Source organism: Arthrobacter woluwensis (assembly GCF_030816155.1).
Lineage (GTDB): Bacteria > Actinomycetota > Actinomycetes > Actinomycetales > Micrococcaceae > Arthrobacter_E > Arthrobacter_E woluwensis_A.
Window position 1 is genome coordinate 358,066 of sequence record NZ_JAUSXR010000001.1, and the last position, 16,405, is coordinate 374,470.

The 16,405-nt window shown below is 67.8% G+C and carries 16 protein-coding genes; 4 read left to right on the forward strand and 12 right to left on the reverse strand.

What is annotated here, in order from left to right; genetic code table 11:
- Positions 1 to 8: 8 nt before the first annotated feature.
- The 3 genes from QFZ52_RS01680 to tadA all read right to left on the reverse strand — a co-directional run bounded on the left by QFZ52_RS01680 (position 9) and on the right by tadA (position 3,235).
- Positions 9 to 2,036 (reverse strand): MDR family MFS transporter, encoded by a 2,028-nt coding sequence (locus QFZ52_RS01680; RefSeq protein WP_307498624.1) that lies wholly within the window; start codon positions 2,034 to 2,036, stop codon positions 9 to 11.
- Positions 2,037 to 2,066: 30 nt separating this feature from the next.
- Positions 2,067 to 2,543, reverse strand: a complete 477-nt coding sequence (locus tag QFZ52_RS01685) for a MarR family winged helix-turn-helix transcriptional regulator (protein WP_307495895.1) — start codon at positions 2,541 to 2,543, stop codon at positions 2,067 to 2,069.
- Between the two features lie 191 nt (positions 2,544 to 2,734).
- The gene (tadA, locus tag QFZ52_RS01690; RefSeq protein WP_243874718.1) at positions 2,735 to 3,235 is read right to left on the reverse strand and encodes a tRNA adenosine(34) deaminase TadA; all 501 of its coding nucleotides are present in this window, start codon (positions 3,233 to 3,235) and stop codon (positions 2,735 to 2,737) included.
- 151 nt (positions 3,236 to 3,386) lie between these two features.
- On the opposite strand from tadA, the gene upp reads away from it, so the two are divergent.
- Positions 3,387 to 4,034 carry a uracil phosphoribosyltransferase gene (gene upp, locus QFZ52_RS01695; RefSeq protein WP_278268184.1) on the forward strand — a complete coding sequence of 216 codons (648 nt, stop codon included), beginning with the start codon at positions 3,387 to 3,389 and terminating at the stop codon, positions 4,032 to 4,034.
- 83 nt (positions 4,035 to 4,117) lie between these two features.
- On the opposite strand, the gene QFZ52_RS01700 is transcribed toward upp, so the two are convergent.
- Both QFZ52_RS01700 and QFZ52_RS01705 read right to left on the reverse strand, forming a co-directional pair.
- Positions 4,118 to 5,314: a HAMP domain-containing sensor histidine kinase gene (locus QFZ52_RS01700; RefSeq protein WP_307495896.1), complete on the reverse strand. Its 1,197-nt coding sequence runs from the start codon at positions 5,312 to 5,314 to the stop codon at positions 4,118 to 4,120.
- A gap of 345 nt (positions 5,315 to 5,659) precedes the next feature.
- Positions 5,660 to 6,400, reverse strand: a complete 741-nt coding sequence (locus QFZ52_RS01705; RefSeq protein WP_307495897.1) for a response regulator transcription factor — start codon at positions 6,398 to 6,400, stop codon at positions 5,660 to 5,662.
- A gap of 233 nt (positions 6,401 to 6,633) precedes the next feature.
- Here QFZ52_RS01705 and QFZ52_RS01710 point away from each other — a divergent pair, with 233 nt between their 5' ends.
- Positions 6,634 to 7,014 carry a hypothetical protein gene (locus tag QFZ52_RS01710; RefSeq protein ID WP_307495898.1) on the forward strand — a complete coding sequence of 127 codons (381 nt, stop codon included), beginning with the start codon at positions 6,634 to 6,636 and terminating at the stop codon, positions 7,012 to 7,014.
- Here the strand turns inward: QFZ52_RS01710 and QFZ52_RS01715 are convergent.
- The 3 genes from QFZ52_RS01715 to QFZ52_RS01725 form a co-directional block, all read right to left on the reverse strand.
- Positions 6,943 to 7,317 (reverse strand): hypothetical protein, encoded by a 375-nt coding sequence (locus QFZ52_RS01715; RefSeq protein ID WP_307495899.1) that lies wholly within the window; start codon positions 7,315 to 7,317, stop codon positions 6,943 to 6,945. The two genes, QFZ52_RS01710 and QFZ52_RS01715, sit on opposite strands and share 72 nt — an antisense overlap.
- Positions 7,318 to 7,411: 94 nt before the next feature.
- A complete protein-coding gene (locus QFZ52_RS01720; protein ID WP_307495900.1) occupies positions 7,412 to 8,314 on the reverse strand; it encodes a sigma-70 family RNA polymerase sigma factor in 903 nt (300 codons plus the stop codon).
- A 567-nt stretch (positions 8,315 to 8,881) separates the two neighbouring features.
- A complete protein-coding gene (locus QFZ52_RS01725; protein ID WP_307495901.1) occupies positions 8,882 to 9,709 on the reverse strand; it encodes a hypothetical protein in 828 nt (275 codons plus the stop codon).
- Positions 9,710 to 10,375: 666 nt separating this feature from the next.
- On the opposite strand from QFZ52_RS01725, the gene QFZ52_RS01730 reads away from it, so the two are divergent.
- Together QFZ52_RS01730 and QFZ52_RS01735 are read left to right on the forward strand one after the other, a co-directional pair.
- Complete coding sequence (locus tag QFZ52_RS01730) at positions 10,376 to 11,275, forward strand: winged helix-turn-helix domain-containing protein (protein WP_307495902.1); 900 nt, start codon at positions 10,376 to 10,378, stop codon at positions 11,273 to 11,275.
- Between the two features lie 446 nt (positions 11,276 to 11,721).
- The gene (locus tag QFZ52_RS01735; RefSeq protein ID WP_307495903.1) at positions 11,722 to 12,246 is read left to right on the forward strand and encodes a SixA phosphatase family protein; all 525 of its coding nucleotides are present in this window, start codon (positions 11,722 to 11,724) and stop codon (positions 12,244 to 12,246) included.
- Here QFZ52_RS01735 and QFZ52_RS01740 read toward each other — a convergent pair.
- The 4 genes from QFZ52_RS01740 to QFZ52_RS01755 form a co-directional block, all read right to left on the reverse strand.
- Entirely contained in the window at positions 12,161 to 12,763 is a 603-nt protein-coding gene (locus tag QFZ52_RS01740) for a hypothetical protein (protein ID WP_307495904.1), read from the reverse strand. The genes QFZ52_RS01735 and QFZ52_RS01740 overlap by 86 nt on opposite strands.
- An 82-nt stretch (positions 12,764 to 12,845) precedes the next feature.
- A complete protein-coding gene (locus QFZ52_RS01745; RefSeq protein WP_307495905.1) occupies positions 12,846 to 13,541 on the reverse strand; it encodes a TetR/AcrR family transcriptional regulator in 696 nt (231 codons plus the stop codon).
- On the reverse strand, positions 13,538 to 15,589 hold the full coding sequence (locus tag QFZ52_RS01750) for a YhgE/Pip domain-containing protein (protein WP_307495906.1): 2,052 nt from the start codon (positions 15,587 to 15,589) through the stop codon (positions 13,538 to 13,540). Before QFZ52_RS01750 ends, QFZ52_RS01745 begins: the two co-directional genes overlap by 4 nt.
- Complete coding sequence (locus QFZ52_RS01755; RefSeq protein ID WP_307495907.1) at positions 15,586 to 16,353, reverse strand: ABC transporter ATP-binding protein; 768 nt, start codon at positions 16,351 to 16,353, stop codon at positions 15,586 to 15,588. Before QFZ52_RS01755 ends, QFZ52_RS01750 begins: the two co-directional genes overlap by 4 nt.
- Positions 16,354 to 16,405: the final 52 nt, after the last annotated feature.

Genomic DNA, 16,405 nt, shown 5'->3' on the forward strand with positions numbered 1-16,405 from the left:
CGGCCGCCTCAGCCCGCGCTGTGCCGTCCCCGGGTCGCCAGATACAGCGCGGCTTCCTTCTGGAGCTGCCGCTCGGCGTCGAGCTCGGCCTGGATCCTTGCCAGCTCGCCGGCCGCCTGGCCCTGCCGCTCGGACATCTCCAGCTGCGCCAGCAGCTGGGTGTTGACCTTCTCGCTCAGCTTGGCGAGCTGCTCCTGCTGCTTCGCGAGCAGCAGCTGGGTCTGCTGGAGCGCCGCGAGCGTGGCCGCGGTGTCGCCCTGGGGCGCGACGCCGGGTGCCTCGCGCTCAGCCAGCAGGAGCCGCAGCTCGGAGTCGAGCCCGCCCTCCAGGCCGCCGTCGTGGGTCGCCGGGGCGGTGCGCTGATGTCCTGCGACGTGAGCCGGAACATGCTGCTCCGGGGCGTCGCTCGGGTTCAGGCCGTTGGCCAGGGCCTCACCCGCGGCGCCGGAAGGGGCGGCGACCGCGGCGAGGGTCGCCGTCGTCGTGTCGGGTTCCCCGCTGAAGCCTTCGGAGCCCTCGGACGCCGCCTTGGCCGGCTGCATCTCGACGGTCTTGCGGAGCGGGACCTCCTTGATGAACAGCACGGCGATGATCGCGGCGATGGCCACGAAACCGGCGATCAGGAAGATCTGCGCGGAGGCGTCACCGTAGGCGGCCTTGACGATCGTGGCGATCGGGCCGGGCATGTCCTTGACGTCCAGGCTCGTGCTCGACGCGCCGGACCCCGCGGGGACCTTGATGTGGTGGTCGATGAAGCCCTGCTTGATGAGGTCCGAGGAGCGGTTGCCCAGCACGGCGCCCAGCACGGAGACGCCGATCGCGCCACCGACGGTCCGGAAGAACGCCACCGAGGCACTCGCGGAACCGATGTCACGCGGAGCGACGGTGTTCTGCACGGCCAGGACCAAGTTCTGCATGGTCATGCCGAGACCGAGGCCCAGGACGGCCATGTAGACGCCGGTGATCCAGAAGTCGGTCTCGTGGTCGATCGTGCCGAGGAGGAGCATGCCCGCCGCGGTGAGGATCGTGCCGGCCACCAGGTAGCCCTTCCACTTGCCGTAGCGGGAGATCAGCTGACCGGCGACCGTGGAGCCCACCAGGTTGGTGAAGATCATCGGCAAGGTGAGCAGACCGGCCTCGGTGGGCGTCGCGCCACGGGCCACCTGGAAGTACTGACCGATGAAGGAGGAGGAGCCGAACATGGCCACGCCGATGGCCACCGAGGCCACGATGCTCAGCGCGGTGGTGCGGTTGGAGATGATCTTCAGGGGGATGATCGGCTCGGAGACCTTGGCCTCGACCAGGATGAAGAGCAGCAGGCCGACGACCGAGCCGCCCACCATCGCCGCGGTCTGCCAGGACCACCACTCGTAGTAATCCGGATTGCCGGCGAAGGAGACCCAGATCAGCAGGGTGGAGACGGATGCGCTGAGCAGGATGGTGCCCAGCCAGTCGATCTTCGCCTTGCGGCGGATCTGCGGCAGCTTCAGGGTGATCTGGAGCAGGATCAGGGCGATGATCGCGAGCGGGACGCAGACGTAGAAGGTCCAGCGCCAGCCCCAGTGATCCACGATCAGACCGCCGAGCAGCGGGCCGCCCGCGGTGCCCACGGCGAGAACGGCGCCGAGGTAGCCGGAGTACTTGCCGCGCTCACGCGGGGCGATCATGACGCCCATGATGGCCTGGGACAGGGCGATCAGACCGCCCATGCCGATGCCCTGGATGACGCGTGCGGTCAGCAGCATCGGGATGTCGGGGGAGAGACCCGCCACCACCGAACCCGCCACGAACACGACGATGCTCAGCTGGACCAGGATCTTCTTGTCGTAGAGGTCCGCGAGCTTGCCCCAGATCGGGGTGGTGACGGCGCTGGCCAGCATGGAGGCCGTGATGACCCAGGCGAAGTCCGTCTGGGTGCCTTTGAGATCGGAAATGATGGTGGGCAGCGCGTTCGAGACGATCGTGCTGGACACGATCGCCGTGAAGAACGCGGCAAGGAGGCCGGTGAAGGCCTCCATGATCTGCCGGTGGCTCATGGGCTGAGCCTCGTGGGTGGGGTTCAAGATTCAGTCTCCTGCGGGGGTGGCGGCGGCGTACGGGGAGGGCTTGCGACGGTAGGACTGCAAAGCCACGGTGAGATCGGTCAGGTTGGAGCGGCACGTGAGCGCCTGGTCCTCGTCCCAGTCACCGAGAAGGCTCAGCAGCGCCTGGACGCGGTCCTCCTCGGCCCGGGCGAGCTGTTCCTGCCCGGTCTCGGTGACCTCCAGAAGCTGAGCTCTGCGGTCCGTGGGGTCCTGCGTCCGGGTGATGAAGCCGCGTTCCTCGAGTTCCGCGAGGTGGCGGCTCAGCACGGGGGAGCTCACCCCGAGCCGCTGCGCGATGTCCACTGCACGCCCACCGTGTTCGGTGATCATGTGGAGCACCCCGAGCAGGGCCGTGCTGGTTCCCGGAGCGAGGGAGTCATGCGAGAGGCAGCGCAGTGCGCGCTGCAGATCCACGACCCCGCGGATGAGTGCCCGCGCTGTTGCTGGCTCTACCGGCATCCGATCCTCCTGTAATTGCTTATGGCAACTATATAAGTGGAAAGGTTGCTTAGTCAAACTAATATTCCGGCGAAGGGTTGCGAAGGGCTGCGGGGAGGGCGCGGGCGGGTTGCGCAGGGCACGGCGACGACGACGCCGGCAGCCGGGCCGGGCCGGGCGCCGGAGCGCTGCGAGGGGAGGAGGTTCCGGGGTCAGCCCCGGTGCCGGGCGAAGAAATCCCGGAGGAGGGCGGCGCACTCGTCTTCGCGGATACCGGCGTAGACCTCCACCCAATGGTTGAGGCGGCGCTCGCGGAGGATGTCGAAGACGGAGCCCGCAGCGCCGGCCTTCTCATCCCATGCGCCGAACACCACGCGGGGGATCCTGCTCAGGACGATCGCCCCGGCGCACATCGCGCACGGCTCGAGCGTGACCACCAGAGTGCAGTCCTCCAGGCGCCAGCCGTCGGACTCACCGCCGTCGTCGGTCATCCTGCGGCGGAGGGCCTCGGCACCTGCCCGGATCGCGACCACTTCGGCGTGTGCCGTGGGGTCGCCCAGGGCCTCCCGTTCGTTGCGGCCGGTGGCGAGCACGGCGCCGTCGGGGCCCAGCAGCACCGCGCCGATCGGCACGTCCTCGGTGCGCAGCGCCTCCCGGGCCTCGGCGAGGGCGAGGCCCATCCAGTGCTCGTGGTCGGCGTCGTGCGGGATCATGCCCACCAGCGTATCCGGCCTCCCGCGCTCGCGAACCGCCAGTAGGTGCCCGTACGGCCCACGGATACGGGCACCTACTGGCGGTTCGCGGGGGAAAAGTGGCGCGCTCCGCGAGGGACGGCAAGCGGCCGGCGTCCTGTAAATTTGACCCATGCGCACCATCGTTGTGGACCACCCGCTCGTCGCCCATAAGCTCACCGTGCTGCGGGACAAGACGACGCCTTCGCCCGTCTTCCGTCAGCTGACCGAAGAGCTCGTCACCCTTCTCGCCTACGAGGCCACTCGCGAGGTGCGTACCCAGCCCGTCACCATCGAGACCCCGGTGGCCACCACGATCGGCACGGCTTTCACCAAGCCGACGCCCCTCGTGGTCCCGATCCTCCGCGCCGGTCTCGGCATGCTCGAGGGCATGACCAAGCTGGTCCCCACGGCCGAGGTCGGCTTCCTGGGCATGGCCCGTGACGAGCACACCCTGGACATCATCACCTACGCCGAGCGCCTTCCGGAGGACCTCACGGGCCGCCAGGTCTTCGTGTTGGACCCCATGCTCGCCACCGGTGGCACGCTGCGCGAGGCCATCAAGTTCCTCTTCCGCCGCGGTGCCGACGAGGTCACCTGCATCTGCCTGCTGGCCGCGCCGGAGGGTCTGGCGAAGCTCGAGGAGGAGCTCTCCGACGCGAACGTCACCGTGGTCCTCGCCTCGATCGACGAGCGCCTCGATGAGAAGGCCTACATCGTCCCCGGCCTCGGCGACGCCGGCGACCGCCTCTACGGCGTCGCGAGCGTCCTGGAGGCCTGAGCCTCTTCCGCCGTCGCCCGCTCGCGAGAAGCCAGTTGGGCACCATGTTCACGCCGAACACTGTGCCCAGCTGGCTTCTCGCGTCAGGCCGGGCGCAGCTCTACGGAGAACACGGTCCGGCCCGGCCGGGACTCCAGCGTCACGATGCCGCCGTGCGCCTGGACGATCGCCTGCACGATCGAGAGGCCCAGCCCGGACGAGCCGCCCGTCCGTGCCTTGTCCGCCTGGGTGAAGCGGGAGAACACCTCGGGCTGCAGCTCCTCGGGGATGCCGGGGCCGTCGTCGGTCACGGTGAGCGTCGGCCTGCCGTCGGCCGAGAGCGCGACGCCGACCTCCACCTTGGTGCCTTCCGGCGTGTGCTTCTGGGCATTGGTCAGCAGATTCACCAGAACCTGCCGCAGCCGTGCCGGATCGGCCCAGGCGTCCACGGTTCCCGCGGGGACCGCCAGCCGCCAGTCGTGCCCGGAGTCCTGGGCGCGTTTCTCCATGACCTCCTCGACCGCGAGCTGCACGAGGTCCACCGGGCGGCCCTGGATCGCCTGGCCCTCGTCCAGCCGGGCGAGCGTCAGCAGGTCCTCCACGAGCGCGTTCATCCGGACGGACTGGCTCTGCACCCGGGACAGTGACTCCTTGCCCTGATCGCTGAGGGACTCGGTCAGACCGAGCATCTCGCTGTAGCCGCGGATGGCCGTCAGCGGAGTGCGGAGTTCGTGGGAGGCGTCCGCCACGAACTGCCGGGCCTTCATCTCGGAGGCGTGCCGCACGGCCAGGGCGCCGGAGACGTTGTCGAGCATCCGGTTGAACGCATGCCCCACACTGCCCACCTCGGTGTCGGGGTCCGTGGCGCTCTCCGGGACGCGCACGCCCAGGGCGACCTCGCCGACGTCGAGCCGTGACTCCGCCACCTGCCCGGCCACCTCGCTGAGCTGAGCCAGCGGGCGCAGCGTCCGGCGGATGAGCCACGTGCCCACGACGGCGCAGATCACCAGGGCGCCCGCCGACACCAGGAGGGTGGTCAGGACGAGCGCGCCGAGGGCGTCGTTCTTGCCGGCCAGAGGGAGTCCGGTGACCACCACGGTGCCGCTGGGGGTGGTGGACGCCAGCATCCGGTACTCGCCGACGCTGAGCCGGTTGGTGACGGGGACGGCGCCCGGCCGGTAGGCCTCCGGGGTGGCGGAGAACACCGCGATCTTGCGGAAGTCGCTCGTGGGCAGCGGGGCGAACTGCCCGTCGTCGCGCAGGATCACCGCGGCGCCCTGCGCGCCATCGCTCGTGGACACGGCCGTGATCGTGCCGAGGGCCTGACCGCGGAACTCGGGGGACCCGCCGGGCCCGACCGGCCCGCCCAGGGTCGCCGCCGCACGGTGGTTCGCCAGCCGCAGCTGCGAGTCGACGTCGTTTGGTCAGGACCCGGTCCATGGTCGCGTAGACCACGGAGCCGAGCACCGCGGCGATGACGGTCAGCAGCGCCATGGTGACGAGCACCAGCTTGGTCCGCAGCGGCCACGACTTCAGGCGCCGCCAGCGAGGACCGGTGCCGGAGTGCGTGCCGGAGTGCGGAGCGGACGGCGGGCCGGGCGGCGGTGGCGGCGGGGGAGCGGCGCCCTCAGGCGCGGGGTGAGCGGTCATTCCGCACCCGGCCGGATGACGTAGCCCACGCCCCGGACGGTGTGGATCATGGCGGGACGCCCCACATCGATCTTCTTGCGCAGGTAGGAGATGTAGAGCTCCACGATGTTCGCCTGACCGCCGAAGTCGTAATGCCACACGTGGTCCAGGATCTGATTCTTGCTCAGCACGCGGCGCGGGTTCTCCATGAGGTACTGCAGGAGGTCGAACTGGGTGGCGGTCAGCTGGATCTCCTCGCCGCCACGACGGACCTCACGCGAGTCGATGTTGAGCACCAGATCGCCCACCACCAGTTCCGATGCGTCCTTGGCCGTGGCCCCGGAACGCTGTACCAGGCGGTGCAGGCGGAGCGTCAGCTCCTCGAGGCTGAAGGGTTTGGAGACGTAGTCGTCGCCGCCTGCTGCCAGCCCTTCCACCCGGTTCTCCACGCTGTCCTTGGCGGTCAGGAAGAGCGCCGGGACTTCGGGCATGAAGGTGCGGATCTTCTGCAGGGCTTCGACGCCGTCGAACACCGGCACCATGATGTCCAGGACCAGCACGTCCGGCTGGAACTCGCGGGCCACCCGCACCGCGGACGGGCCGTCCTCCGCGTACTGGACCTCCCAGCCGCTCAGCTTGAGTCCCATGGCGACCAGCTCGCGGAGCATCGGCTCGTCGTCCAGGACCAGGGCGCGGATCGGGGAGCCGTCCGGGCGGGTCAGACGTGGCAGGGACTGGAGTGAGGGTGGCAGCGACATACCTCCACTCTGGACCCTCGCCTTCGCTTCTGCCTAGGCGTTCGCTGTGTGCTCGCTGTGAGCGCACGACGGCGCGTGGCCGGGTAGGGGCGGAAATTGTTCAGGATCGCGTCATCTCCGGCGGGTACCCTGCTTAGGAACGGTGTCGGGGAGAGAACCTACGTGGTCCTCGATGGCCGTGTTCCCATCGGAACCGGCTCCCGCAGGACCGAGAACGAGGCGAGGCGTCCACGATGAGTGCATCCGCAAGGGGGCGAGCGGGCGATCCGCGCCCGCGGCATACGGCGGCGGCATCCTGGCTGCGGCTGCTCCCGCTGCTGGGCGGCGTCGTCGTCCTGTCGCTGTGGGCTGCTGACGTCCTTCCGGTGCTGCCCGCCGTCATCGCCCTCTGCGTGCTCGCACTGGGCCAGCTGGCCGGTGCGATGGCCCGCGCTCGCCGCGACATGGACCGCAGGGTCCAGGACATCGTCGACGCCCGGGAGGCCGGCCTGCCGGCAGCGGTCCCGTCGGAGCCGAGTGCTCCGGGCGGGCAGCCGGGCACGTCAGGAAGCGTCGATCTCGACCCGGCGCAGGCTGACCCGTCCGGCAAGGAACTCCAGCGATTCGGTGAATGAGGTGCCCGCCTCGTCGCGGTAGTCGATCACGAGCATGTTCTCCGCGGTGATCAGACCTTTGAGGTGGACCGCCTCGGCGAGGTCCCACCGAAAATCGGGATCGGCCAGCGCTGTGAGGAGTTCAGCCACGCCTCTCAGTGGTTCCGAGAACTCTTCCGAGGCGCGATGGAATTCGATGTTTTCATGAACGAGAGTGGAAATGGTTTCAGCATCCAGGGCCCGCCAGGCATAAATCCAGCGGGTCGAGAAACCCAGCAGGGAAAGGTTACGCCAGCACTGCTGTGGACCAGTCACGTCGGACATTCAGGTGCTTCCTTGGCGTGAATATGCCCCTAAAAACGGGCATTTTGCGGGATACCAATTGATTGTATCGCACGGCGGAGATATATGACCCGGACTATGGATTGCCCGCTGCGGAATGACTGATCACGGAGGCATTGATCCGGTGGAGAAGCCCGGTGGGATCGAGGCCGTGATTGGCGGTTTGAGACGCCACGATCAGGGTCGCCGAAGTCCAGACCATCAGGTGCGTCATGTAGTCCTTCCAGGGCCATCCCGGGGGCCGGTTCGCATCCTGAACACGGAAGACGCCGCTGTCGAGGAGTTCCGTGATGGCCTTGCGGCACGTCGTGCACGTCTCGAGGTGCCGGTGGAACCAGGTTTTCCTGCGAGCGGTCAGAGTGCCGCTGAGATATGACGGAACATATTCGATAGTGAACTGGCAGTCTTCGGATTCGCGCTTTCCCAGAAGTTCCCTGAGATATGCGACGCGAAGCGCTCTTTTGGCCCGGCGATGCAGCACGACGGCGGCATTAGGTGACAAGTCGAGGGCGGGTGCGACATCCTTGGGCTGCATATCCTCGATATCGAGATACCAGATGATCATGCGCCATCGCTCGGGAAGCGACTCAAAAGCGCGGCGGGCGGAGTCATTCTCAAAAGCGGCGATGACCCGATCGGTGACTTCAGGCGAATCCCCGACCGAATCCAGGTCCTCTGAAGGGACTTCGCGGCGTTTACGGCGGGAATTCCTCCACACGGTCCGTGAAACACTCGAGAGGAGGTAGGGGAGGAACACGCCCTGCGGTCCGCGGCCGGATTTGATGGCCGCGAGCACGGCGGCGAACGTGTCGTTCACGGCGTCTTCCGCGGCCCCGTGGTCCTGGGTCAGGCCGTAGGCGATCCGGTACGCGGAGGCGCGGTGCTTGGCGAAAAGGGTCCCGAAGGCGGCCATGTCTCCGGAACGGGTCAGCGCGAGCAGCTCGACGTCACTGTGCTTAGGCAACAAGATCCCGATCACTCGGATGGTGCGGGATGCCCTGAGTGGAATGTCCGCTCGACGCGCCATGGGCCGATGGCCGTGCGCTGCTGCCCGGAAGGCTCACCGGATAGCGGTCCTTCCGGCCGGATGCCAAGGCGCGCCTCCCTCGGCTGAAATTCAGCTCTTTCATTTCCACCCCTAGATGATGCCCGCGGTGAAACATTCATATCCTGTTGCGCAACTCGATGAGGACGCGGAGAGAGGGCGCAACTTCGGACGAAGGAAGATGCGCACAGTCTCAAGCGGCTGACCTTGAGGGAGCGCGAGCTGGTCCGTCAGGTGGAACCCGGGTTCCTGGACCGCGATGTGAAAAAACATGATGTCTCACCGTTGGCGATGTGCAGTGCAACGAGGAGTAGAGGCACGCCCCCATGCCACTGTCCTCGGGCGGGAATCGACGTCGAACTGGGCGACGCACGAGTCCCACTTGAACAGAGTTAGACGCCTGGCCGCCGCCTGTGACGCGACAAAGTCAAAGAATTGAGGAAAGTCCGTCTCCTGCGGAGGCGATCAACGGCGCCTCGTCAGAGAAGTGCCGGATGTGGCTCAGTACCAGTTGTTGGCGTAGTGGAAGCCGAGGGCGCCGCAGGGGGAACCATAGCGCTCGGAGACGTACTTCAGACCCCAGGTGATCTGGGTCTTGTAGTTGGTCTGCCAATCGTCGGCCACCGAGGCCATCTTGGTGCCCGGCAGCGCCTGGACGATTCCATAGGCGCCCGAGTCCGCGTTCTGAGCGGTGGTCTTCCAGCCGGATTCGCGAGTCCACAGCGTCACGAGGCACGGCATCTCGCCCGCGCCCCAGCCGTACTTGCCGAGCTGGCTCGCGGCGAAGGCCTGTGCTCCTGCAGGGTCGTCCACCGTCTTGGGCGGCGCGGCCTCTTCTTTCAGGGCGTCCACGGCCTGTTTCAGTGCGGAGGCCTGATTAGCGGCCTCCCGTGCGGACTTACTGGCTTCCGCGCCGGCCGAAACGCTTTCGGACGAGAGCGTGGCCAGGACGGAGAAGTCGAACTTCTGGCCGACGTTGTTTACCTTGCGGAATTGGGGTGCGCTGAGCTTGACCTCGGGCGCCGACTGCACGGTGGGCGCGGCCGGCCGGGTGTCCTGAGCGGCCATCGACGCCTGCGTGGCGAGGCCGCCCGCCAGCGCGAGCGTCAGGACGGAGCCGACGACGGCGGCCCGGGCCCCGCGGGTGCGCGGAAGGATGCTGGGAAGCTGGCTGAGGACGGATTGCTTCTGGCGTCCACTGGAAGCAGCGGTGGCCGCTGTGCGGACTCCCGCCGCGTGGTCCTCGCTGCGGGTGCTCCTGGTGGCGCGTACAGCGCGGGACCCTGCCACGGCTCGGCCGTCGGTGGTCCGCGGTCGGTTCGCGGTCATGCTCAACCCTTCATGCTTCTGGAAGGGGCGGGTCCGTGGACTCCGGACGCAGACACCCAGGTGGTGCTCTGCTCTTCCGGTGGACGCTCTGCCCCACGACCAGTCTAGGTGGCGGACGCGCTCATGTCACATTTAGGTAACGACGGCTCGTGACCCTCGCGCCCGCCGATCGGGCCCGTCCGACGCCGAAGCGTCCACGATGCGGTCAAGTGGATCTGGCATGAGTTTCAGTTCACAGTTGAACTTTTGGACGGCAAGGCCTACTTCGAGTGAAGAAAATTCGTCGATGTGCGTCTTATCTGACCGTGAAAGGGTTGATTCGCATCTCAGAACCCCTCTGTTCAGAATGGTGAGATCGGTCACAATGGACACTTTTGTCTCACGATGTGGACGGCCGTGAGCTTTGTTACTTGCAAGTTGGGTTTGTTACGTTGCACACTCGGAGATGTGAATACCAACTCAACAGCATCTGCAGCCGCAGCGACCCTCTCCAGCGCACCCGCTGGCCTGATGGTTGGCTGTTGTCGAATGTGCGCCTGACCTCCACCCCTCAGCTCAGGCAACCGTCCTCACCCCGCCCAATGAAGGGCACTTTCCTGATTCATTGCGGGGACTCAACATTCGAGCCGCGATGACGGCAAATTCACTCTCAGAGGTTTGAACAACATGTCAGTTGCATCCGGATACGTCCACATCTCCCTGCGGAACGCCAACAAGGCTCCTGCCGTCCGCCCCGAATTCGCCAACCGCCCTGCTGCCGCCCCGCAGCAGTACCCGGCGGGCTACAACGGCCAGTTCGCAGCCCCCGCCCCTGCTCAGCAGCCCGGTTACCCCCAGCAGGGTTACGGTCAGCTCCGCGCAGTGCCGCAGCCGGGCACGCCCGCTGCTGAAGGCCACCCCGTGACCGCGCCGACCCAGGTGATCGCCCGCGGCGCCAACGGAGCTCCGGCCCGTGCCGCCGCTGGCACGCCCACGGTCGCCCGTGGGTTCGTCCTCTACGTGGGTATCGATGAGGAGACGGCCGCCGCCTCCGGACAGTCGATCGCCAAGCTCGCCCAGGAGATCCGCGCCTACGCCCAGTCGCTCGTCCAGGGCGCCGAGAGCTACGCCGCCGTCGCCGTCGCGCCGGCCAGCGCGCCCGGCTCCGCCCTCGACGTCGTGCGCAGCACCTTCGGTGATCCCACGGTCGCCAACCGGCAGCGCGTCGAGGCGCCCCGACCGGCCGCCGTGCCGGACCAGCGCCCCAGCGGTGTCCTCATCGACCTGGCCCGCCGCGAAGTTCACCTGGACGGCGACACCCTGAACCTCACGTTCAAGGAGTTCGAACTCCTGAACTACCTGGTGGAGAACGGCACCCGCACCGTGGACCGCGAGGAACTCCTGGAGAACCTGTGGCGCAACGCCGAAGAGGTTCCCAACGAGCGCACCATCGACGTGCACATCCGCCGTCTCCGCTCCAAGCTCGGCCGCCTGGCCAACACGGTCCGCACGGTCCGCGGGCAGGGCTACCGCTTCTACGAGCACCCCGAGGTGGTCGTCTGGGCCGCGCCGGAGTACTCCATCTGACGTTTTTCGGTTGTGTGAGAAGGACGGGGATCCCCTCCGCGCCTGCGCTCCGGCCCCGCTGCACCTCAGGATTCCGGCTTCGGCCGGGCTTGCGGCAGCGGGGCCTTCGCGCAACAACGGCGCTCTCGGGGAACCCCGTCCTTCTCCGCGTTCCGGGTCAGAGGGAGTGCGTCCGGCTTGATGGAGGATTACCCGTGAGTGGGGCCGGTCCTGCGCGAGCGAGTGGGTGACCTGGCCTGCGACCGTGACGGGTGGTCTGTGTGTGGGGTGCCGGGGGCATCCGGAGAGCGCCGTTGTCGCGTGGAAGCCCCGCCTCTGACAGCTTGAGGCGAGCCTGACCGCAAAAGCCGGCGGGGCTGAAGCGCAGGCGCCGAAGGATGCCCGCGGCACCCACCCCACCCCGCACTTCAACCGAGAACCGCCCCCCGCAGGGATAGTGTTTTCCCATGAGCGAGCATCATGTGAAGCGCCTGATCATCATGCGTCATGCCAAGGCGGACTGGCCTCTGGGCGTCCAGGATCACGACCGGCCCCTGGAACCCCGCGGGCATCGTGATGCGGCGGCGGCCGGGGCGTGGCTCCGGGAATCGGGCAACGTCCCGGACTTCATTCTTTGCTCGACCGCGGTCCGGACTCGCCAGACGTGCACCTGGGTGTGCGAAGAGCTGGGGGAGAAGGCCCCGACGCCAAAGCTCGAATCGGGGCTCTACTCGGCGACCGGGCGGCGGATGCTCACGGTCATCAATCACGTCCCGGAGACCGTGACCAGTCTGATGGTCATCAGCCATATGCCGGGCGTGCAGGATCTCGCGCTGCTCCTGGCGGACCGGGATTCGGATCAGGCCGCCTATATGGACATGGCGGAGCATTACCCCACCAGCGGGATCACCGTGCTTGAGAGCGTGAAACCCTGGGCGGAGCTGGACGGTCAGGATGCGCGCCTGGTGTCTTTCGAGGTGCCGCGGGCCTGACCGTCGGCCTCGGCGTCGGGCGGCTCGAGCCACTCCGCGTGGCGGTGCCGCTCCTGCCGCCTGCCGCGCGTGATCCGGACGCGGTGCGGCGTCCTCCCGTCCGGGTGGGGCGCTTGCGTCCGGTGACGCCCGGCTTCTTCACGGGCCACACGCTGCCGAGGAACAACAGGAGCGCGGCCGGCAGTCCCGCGGCGAGGCTGAGGAAGAAGTACAGATCGCTTCCCGCGCCGGGGCCCGTGGTGTGCATCCGGTCGTAGCCTTCGGAGAAGCCCAGCCCCCAGAGCCGCACGTACGCCAGGGCGAACGTGACGGCGACGGTGGTGAGGATTCCTGCGGCGATCAGCACCTTATTACGGCGGAGGATGGCGACGGACGCGATGGCGCAGACGAAACCGATGAACGCGCACACCAGCAGGAGGACCAGGCCCAGGGTCTCCGGGGCCAGGACCGTCTGGATCAGGAGCGCGGCACAGGCCAGAGCCGCGCCGAGCATGATCTTGGTGGTGAGCAACCGCATGACTTCATTCTTTCAGAGGGGTCTGACAGTTTTCCTGGTCCCCGGTAGCCGGAGCAGGAGCCGGGGCCAGGTCAGGCGGGCGTCAGCGCGCCAGGTAGCCCTTCACGAAGGTCATGATGGCCTCCACGCTGGCTTCCTGGGAACGTCCCGGATGGAAGCTCTTGCGATCCAGCCCCACGATGAAGCACGCGCCGAAGATCGCCGCCTCCAGGCCGCTCCGGGAGACGTCCTGGTTCACCGCGTATCGCTGGCCTATGCGGTCCAGGGCCTGGGAGATCACGTCGAGCAGTTCCGAGCGGAGTTCCCGCATCAGGTCACGCCACTCGTTCTCGGCTTTCCAGTTCTCGTTCATCCAGAGCTGCCCGAAGGACGGGTAGTCGTCCAGGAACGCGATCGCCTCGGACACCACGGATTCCATGGCAGCGACAGGGTCCTCCACCGCGGGCACCGCCGCGAAACGGGCCAGGAGGATGTCGACGCCGTGCCGGAGCAGTTGCGCGATCAGCTCGGACTTGCTGCCGAAGTTGTAGTACACGGTTCCCTTGGAGACCCCGGCCTCGGCCGCGATCTCGTCCACCGTCACTTCGGCGGCTCCCCGCTCGCCGATCAGCTGCATGGAAGCGTCGAAGATCTTCTGCCGCGAGGCCGATGTCCGCTGGGGACGACGACGGCGGCCCGCGCCGTCGTCGTCCGCCACGGCAGGCTCCTGGCCGGGTCCGCCGACATCGCCGCCCAGCGACGGCAGGCCCGGGTGCGTGGCCGGCTCGGCGGGTCTCATACCGAGATCTCCGGCTTGAAGCTCTTCAGGGTCCAGAGCTTGTGCTGGTGCACGGCGAGCGTGGACATCGCCATGCCGAGCACCGCGTAGCCCACCAGGCCCAGCATGATGGGGGCCACCATGGACAGGTCGCCACCGTAGATGAGGTGGCGCATGCCGGTCACCACGTAGCCGAGCGGCAGGATGTCGTGGACCACGTGGAACGGCTCCGGGGTGGTCTGCCACGGGAACGTGCCGCCCGAGGAGACCAGCTGGAGCACCAGCAGGATGAGCACCACGAACTTGCCCGGTGTGCCCAGCAGGGCGCAAATGCCCTGGATGAGCGCCGTGAACGCCATCGCCGCGAACAGCAGGAAGACGAACGTCAGCGCCGGGTTGGCCGATTCGAGTTTCAGGCCCAGCGTGACCACCGCCCACAGCAGGGCCGTCTGCACGGCGGAGACCACGAAGAAGGGCAGCCAGCCGGCGATGCCGATCTTCCAGGACGGCGCATTGGACGCCAGAGCTCGCTGAGTGAGCGGGCGCATGGCCTGCACCAGCATGAAGGCGCCGATCCACAGGGAGAGACTGAGGAAGAACGGGGCCAGGCCGGCGCCGTAGGTGGTCGCCTTGGTCTGCGCGAGCTTGTCGACGGCCACGGGATCGGACATCACCTTGGAGACGCTCTCTCGCTGGGTCGCGTTCGGGTTGGGGATCTGGCCCGAGCCCTCCGCGAGCTTGGTGGCCAGTTCCTTGCCGCCGCTCGCGGCGGTCTTGGCGCCGTCCTGCAGCTTGGCCGCGCCGGCGTTGAGCTGCGTGGCGCCCGAGTTGAGCTTGGTGGCGCCCTGGTAAGCGCTCTGCTCGCCGGCCGCGAGGGTCTTCGCGCCGTCCGCCAGCTGGTACGCGCCCGAGTTGGCCTGATTGATGCCGTTGACCAGGGTGGGGGCGGAGTCGGAGAGCTTCTTGGCGCCCGCGGCCACGGCCCCGGCGCCATCGGAGAGCTTCTGGATGTCCGCGGCGGCGCCGTTGATCTTCGCCTTGGCGTCCTTGACCGGGCTCGATCCCTGGACCGCCTTGAGGTCGGCGAGGATCTTGTCCGCCTGCTCCTGAGTGATGACCTCGTCCTTGACGAGCTTGCTGACCGTGGTCTTCACGTCCGCGTCGGCCTGGGTCTCCACGGTCTGGAGGTCCTTCACGGCACCCTGCACCTTGGCGTTGAGCTGCGCGTTGCCGGCGGCCACCTGGGCCGCGCCGTCGGCGAGCTGCTTGGTGCTGGACGGCAGCGGCGCGGCGCCCTGGCTGAGCTGGGACAGCCCGCTGCTCAGCTTGTTCGCGCCGTCGGAGAGCTTGTTCGCGCCGGCTACGAGCTGGCCCTGGCCGTCCACCAGCTGGCTGGCGCCGGAGCTCAGGTCGGTCGTGCCCTTGTGCAGATCGGCGGTTCCGGTCTGGAGCTGGGCGAGGCCGTTGGACAGCGTCTTGGCGCCGTCCGCGGCCTTCACCATGTTCTGGTGGATGACGCCGAAACCGGACAGGAGCTGATCGGCCGTCTGCTCGCCGACCTCCTGGGCGACGCTCGCGTGCACGGCGGTGGTGAGCTTGTCCACGATCGTGCTGAGCAGGTAGTTGTTGGCGTCATTGGTGGTGACGTTGAGCATGGCCTGGTGTGCCGAGTCGAACGTCGACGGGGACACGAGGTTCTTGGAGAAGTCCTTCGGGATCTTCAGGGCGAAGGCGTACTTGCCCGTCCGCACGCCCTCATCCGCTTCCTGGGAGGTGGGCACGCGCTGCCAGTCGAAGAGGTGCGCATCCACCAGGGAGTCGGCCACCTTGGCGCCGGCTTTCAATTCCTCGCCCTTGGTGCCGTCGGGCTTGGACGGGGTGGCGCCGGTGTCCTCGACCACCAGGGCGGCCTTGATGCCGCTCAGGTTGTTGTACGGGTCCCAGTTCGCGTAGAGGTAGATGGCCCCGTACAGCAGGGGTACCAGGGACAGGGCGACGATGGTGAGCTTGGGCAGCACACCACTGGTCATGCGCTTGAGCTCGGAGCGGGCCAGGCGTAGAACGGTCACTTCGCTTCCTCCACGTTCTCATCCGCACTGTTCTCTTCCGCAGGCTGCGTCTCATGCGACGCGGCATCGCCGACCTGCGCGGCCTCGGCGGCCACCGCCTCGTCCGCGTTCTCTTCGGCTCCCGGCGGCAGCTCCGCGTGCGGAACGGAGTTGCCGATCACCGCGCTGGGGCCCTCCCAGTCGTCCGGCAGCGTCGCCACGACCGCGACGACGGCGAGCGGCCGCCCGGCGTCGTACGCCAGCTGTTCGCAGCGCTCCAGCCAGACGGCGGGGTCGGCACTGTGCCGGTCGGGGGAGTCCAGCACGAGCAGATCCACCGCGGGATCCGCGAGGGCCAGCTGGGTCAGGAGGCTCACGCGGCGTTCGGCGGGAAGTTCGTCCACCCAGAGCTTCTCCACGTCCTCGAAGGAGTTGAGCTTGAGCCAGGGTTTGGCCAGCAGGGCGCCACGGTAGCGGCGGGGGATCAGCGCGAGGTCCTCGGTGACCAGATCGCAGACGGAGAGGTGCTGTTCGGGCTCGTTGATGCCGGGGGCGTCCACCAGGGCGGAGGCCTTGCGGATGGTCTTGAGCCTGGTGCTGCCGTCCCAGGAGAGATGTCCCGAGGACGGCTTCATGCGCCCGGTGAGGGTCAAGGCGAGGGCGGTGCGGTCATCCTGGTTCTCGCCGCGGACCAGGAGCAGTTCGCCGGGGGAGACACGCAGTGAGGTGGCGGGCAGGAGGTCGGTCCTGCGGCCGTTCACCTGGAGCGCACGGGCGTCGAGCATGGGGGAGGTGCCTTTCGTGAAGAACGTCTGACACCAGAGTATCTAAACTGAC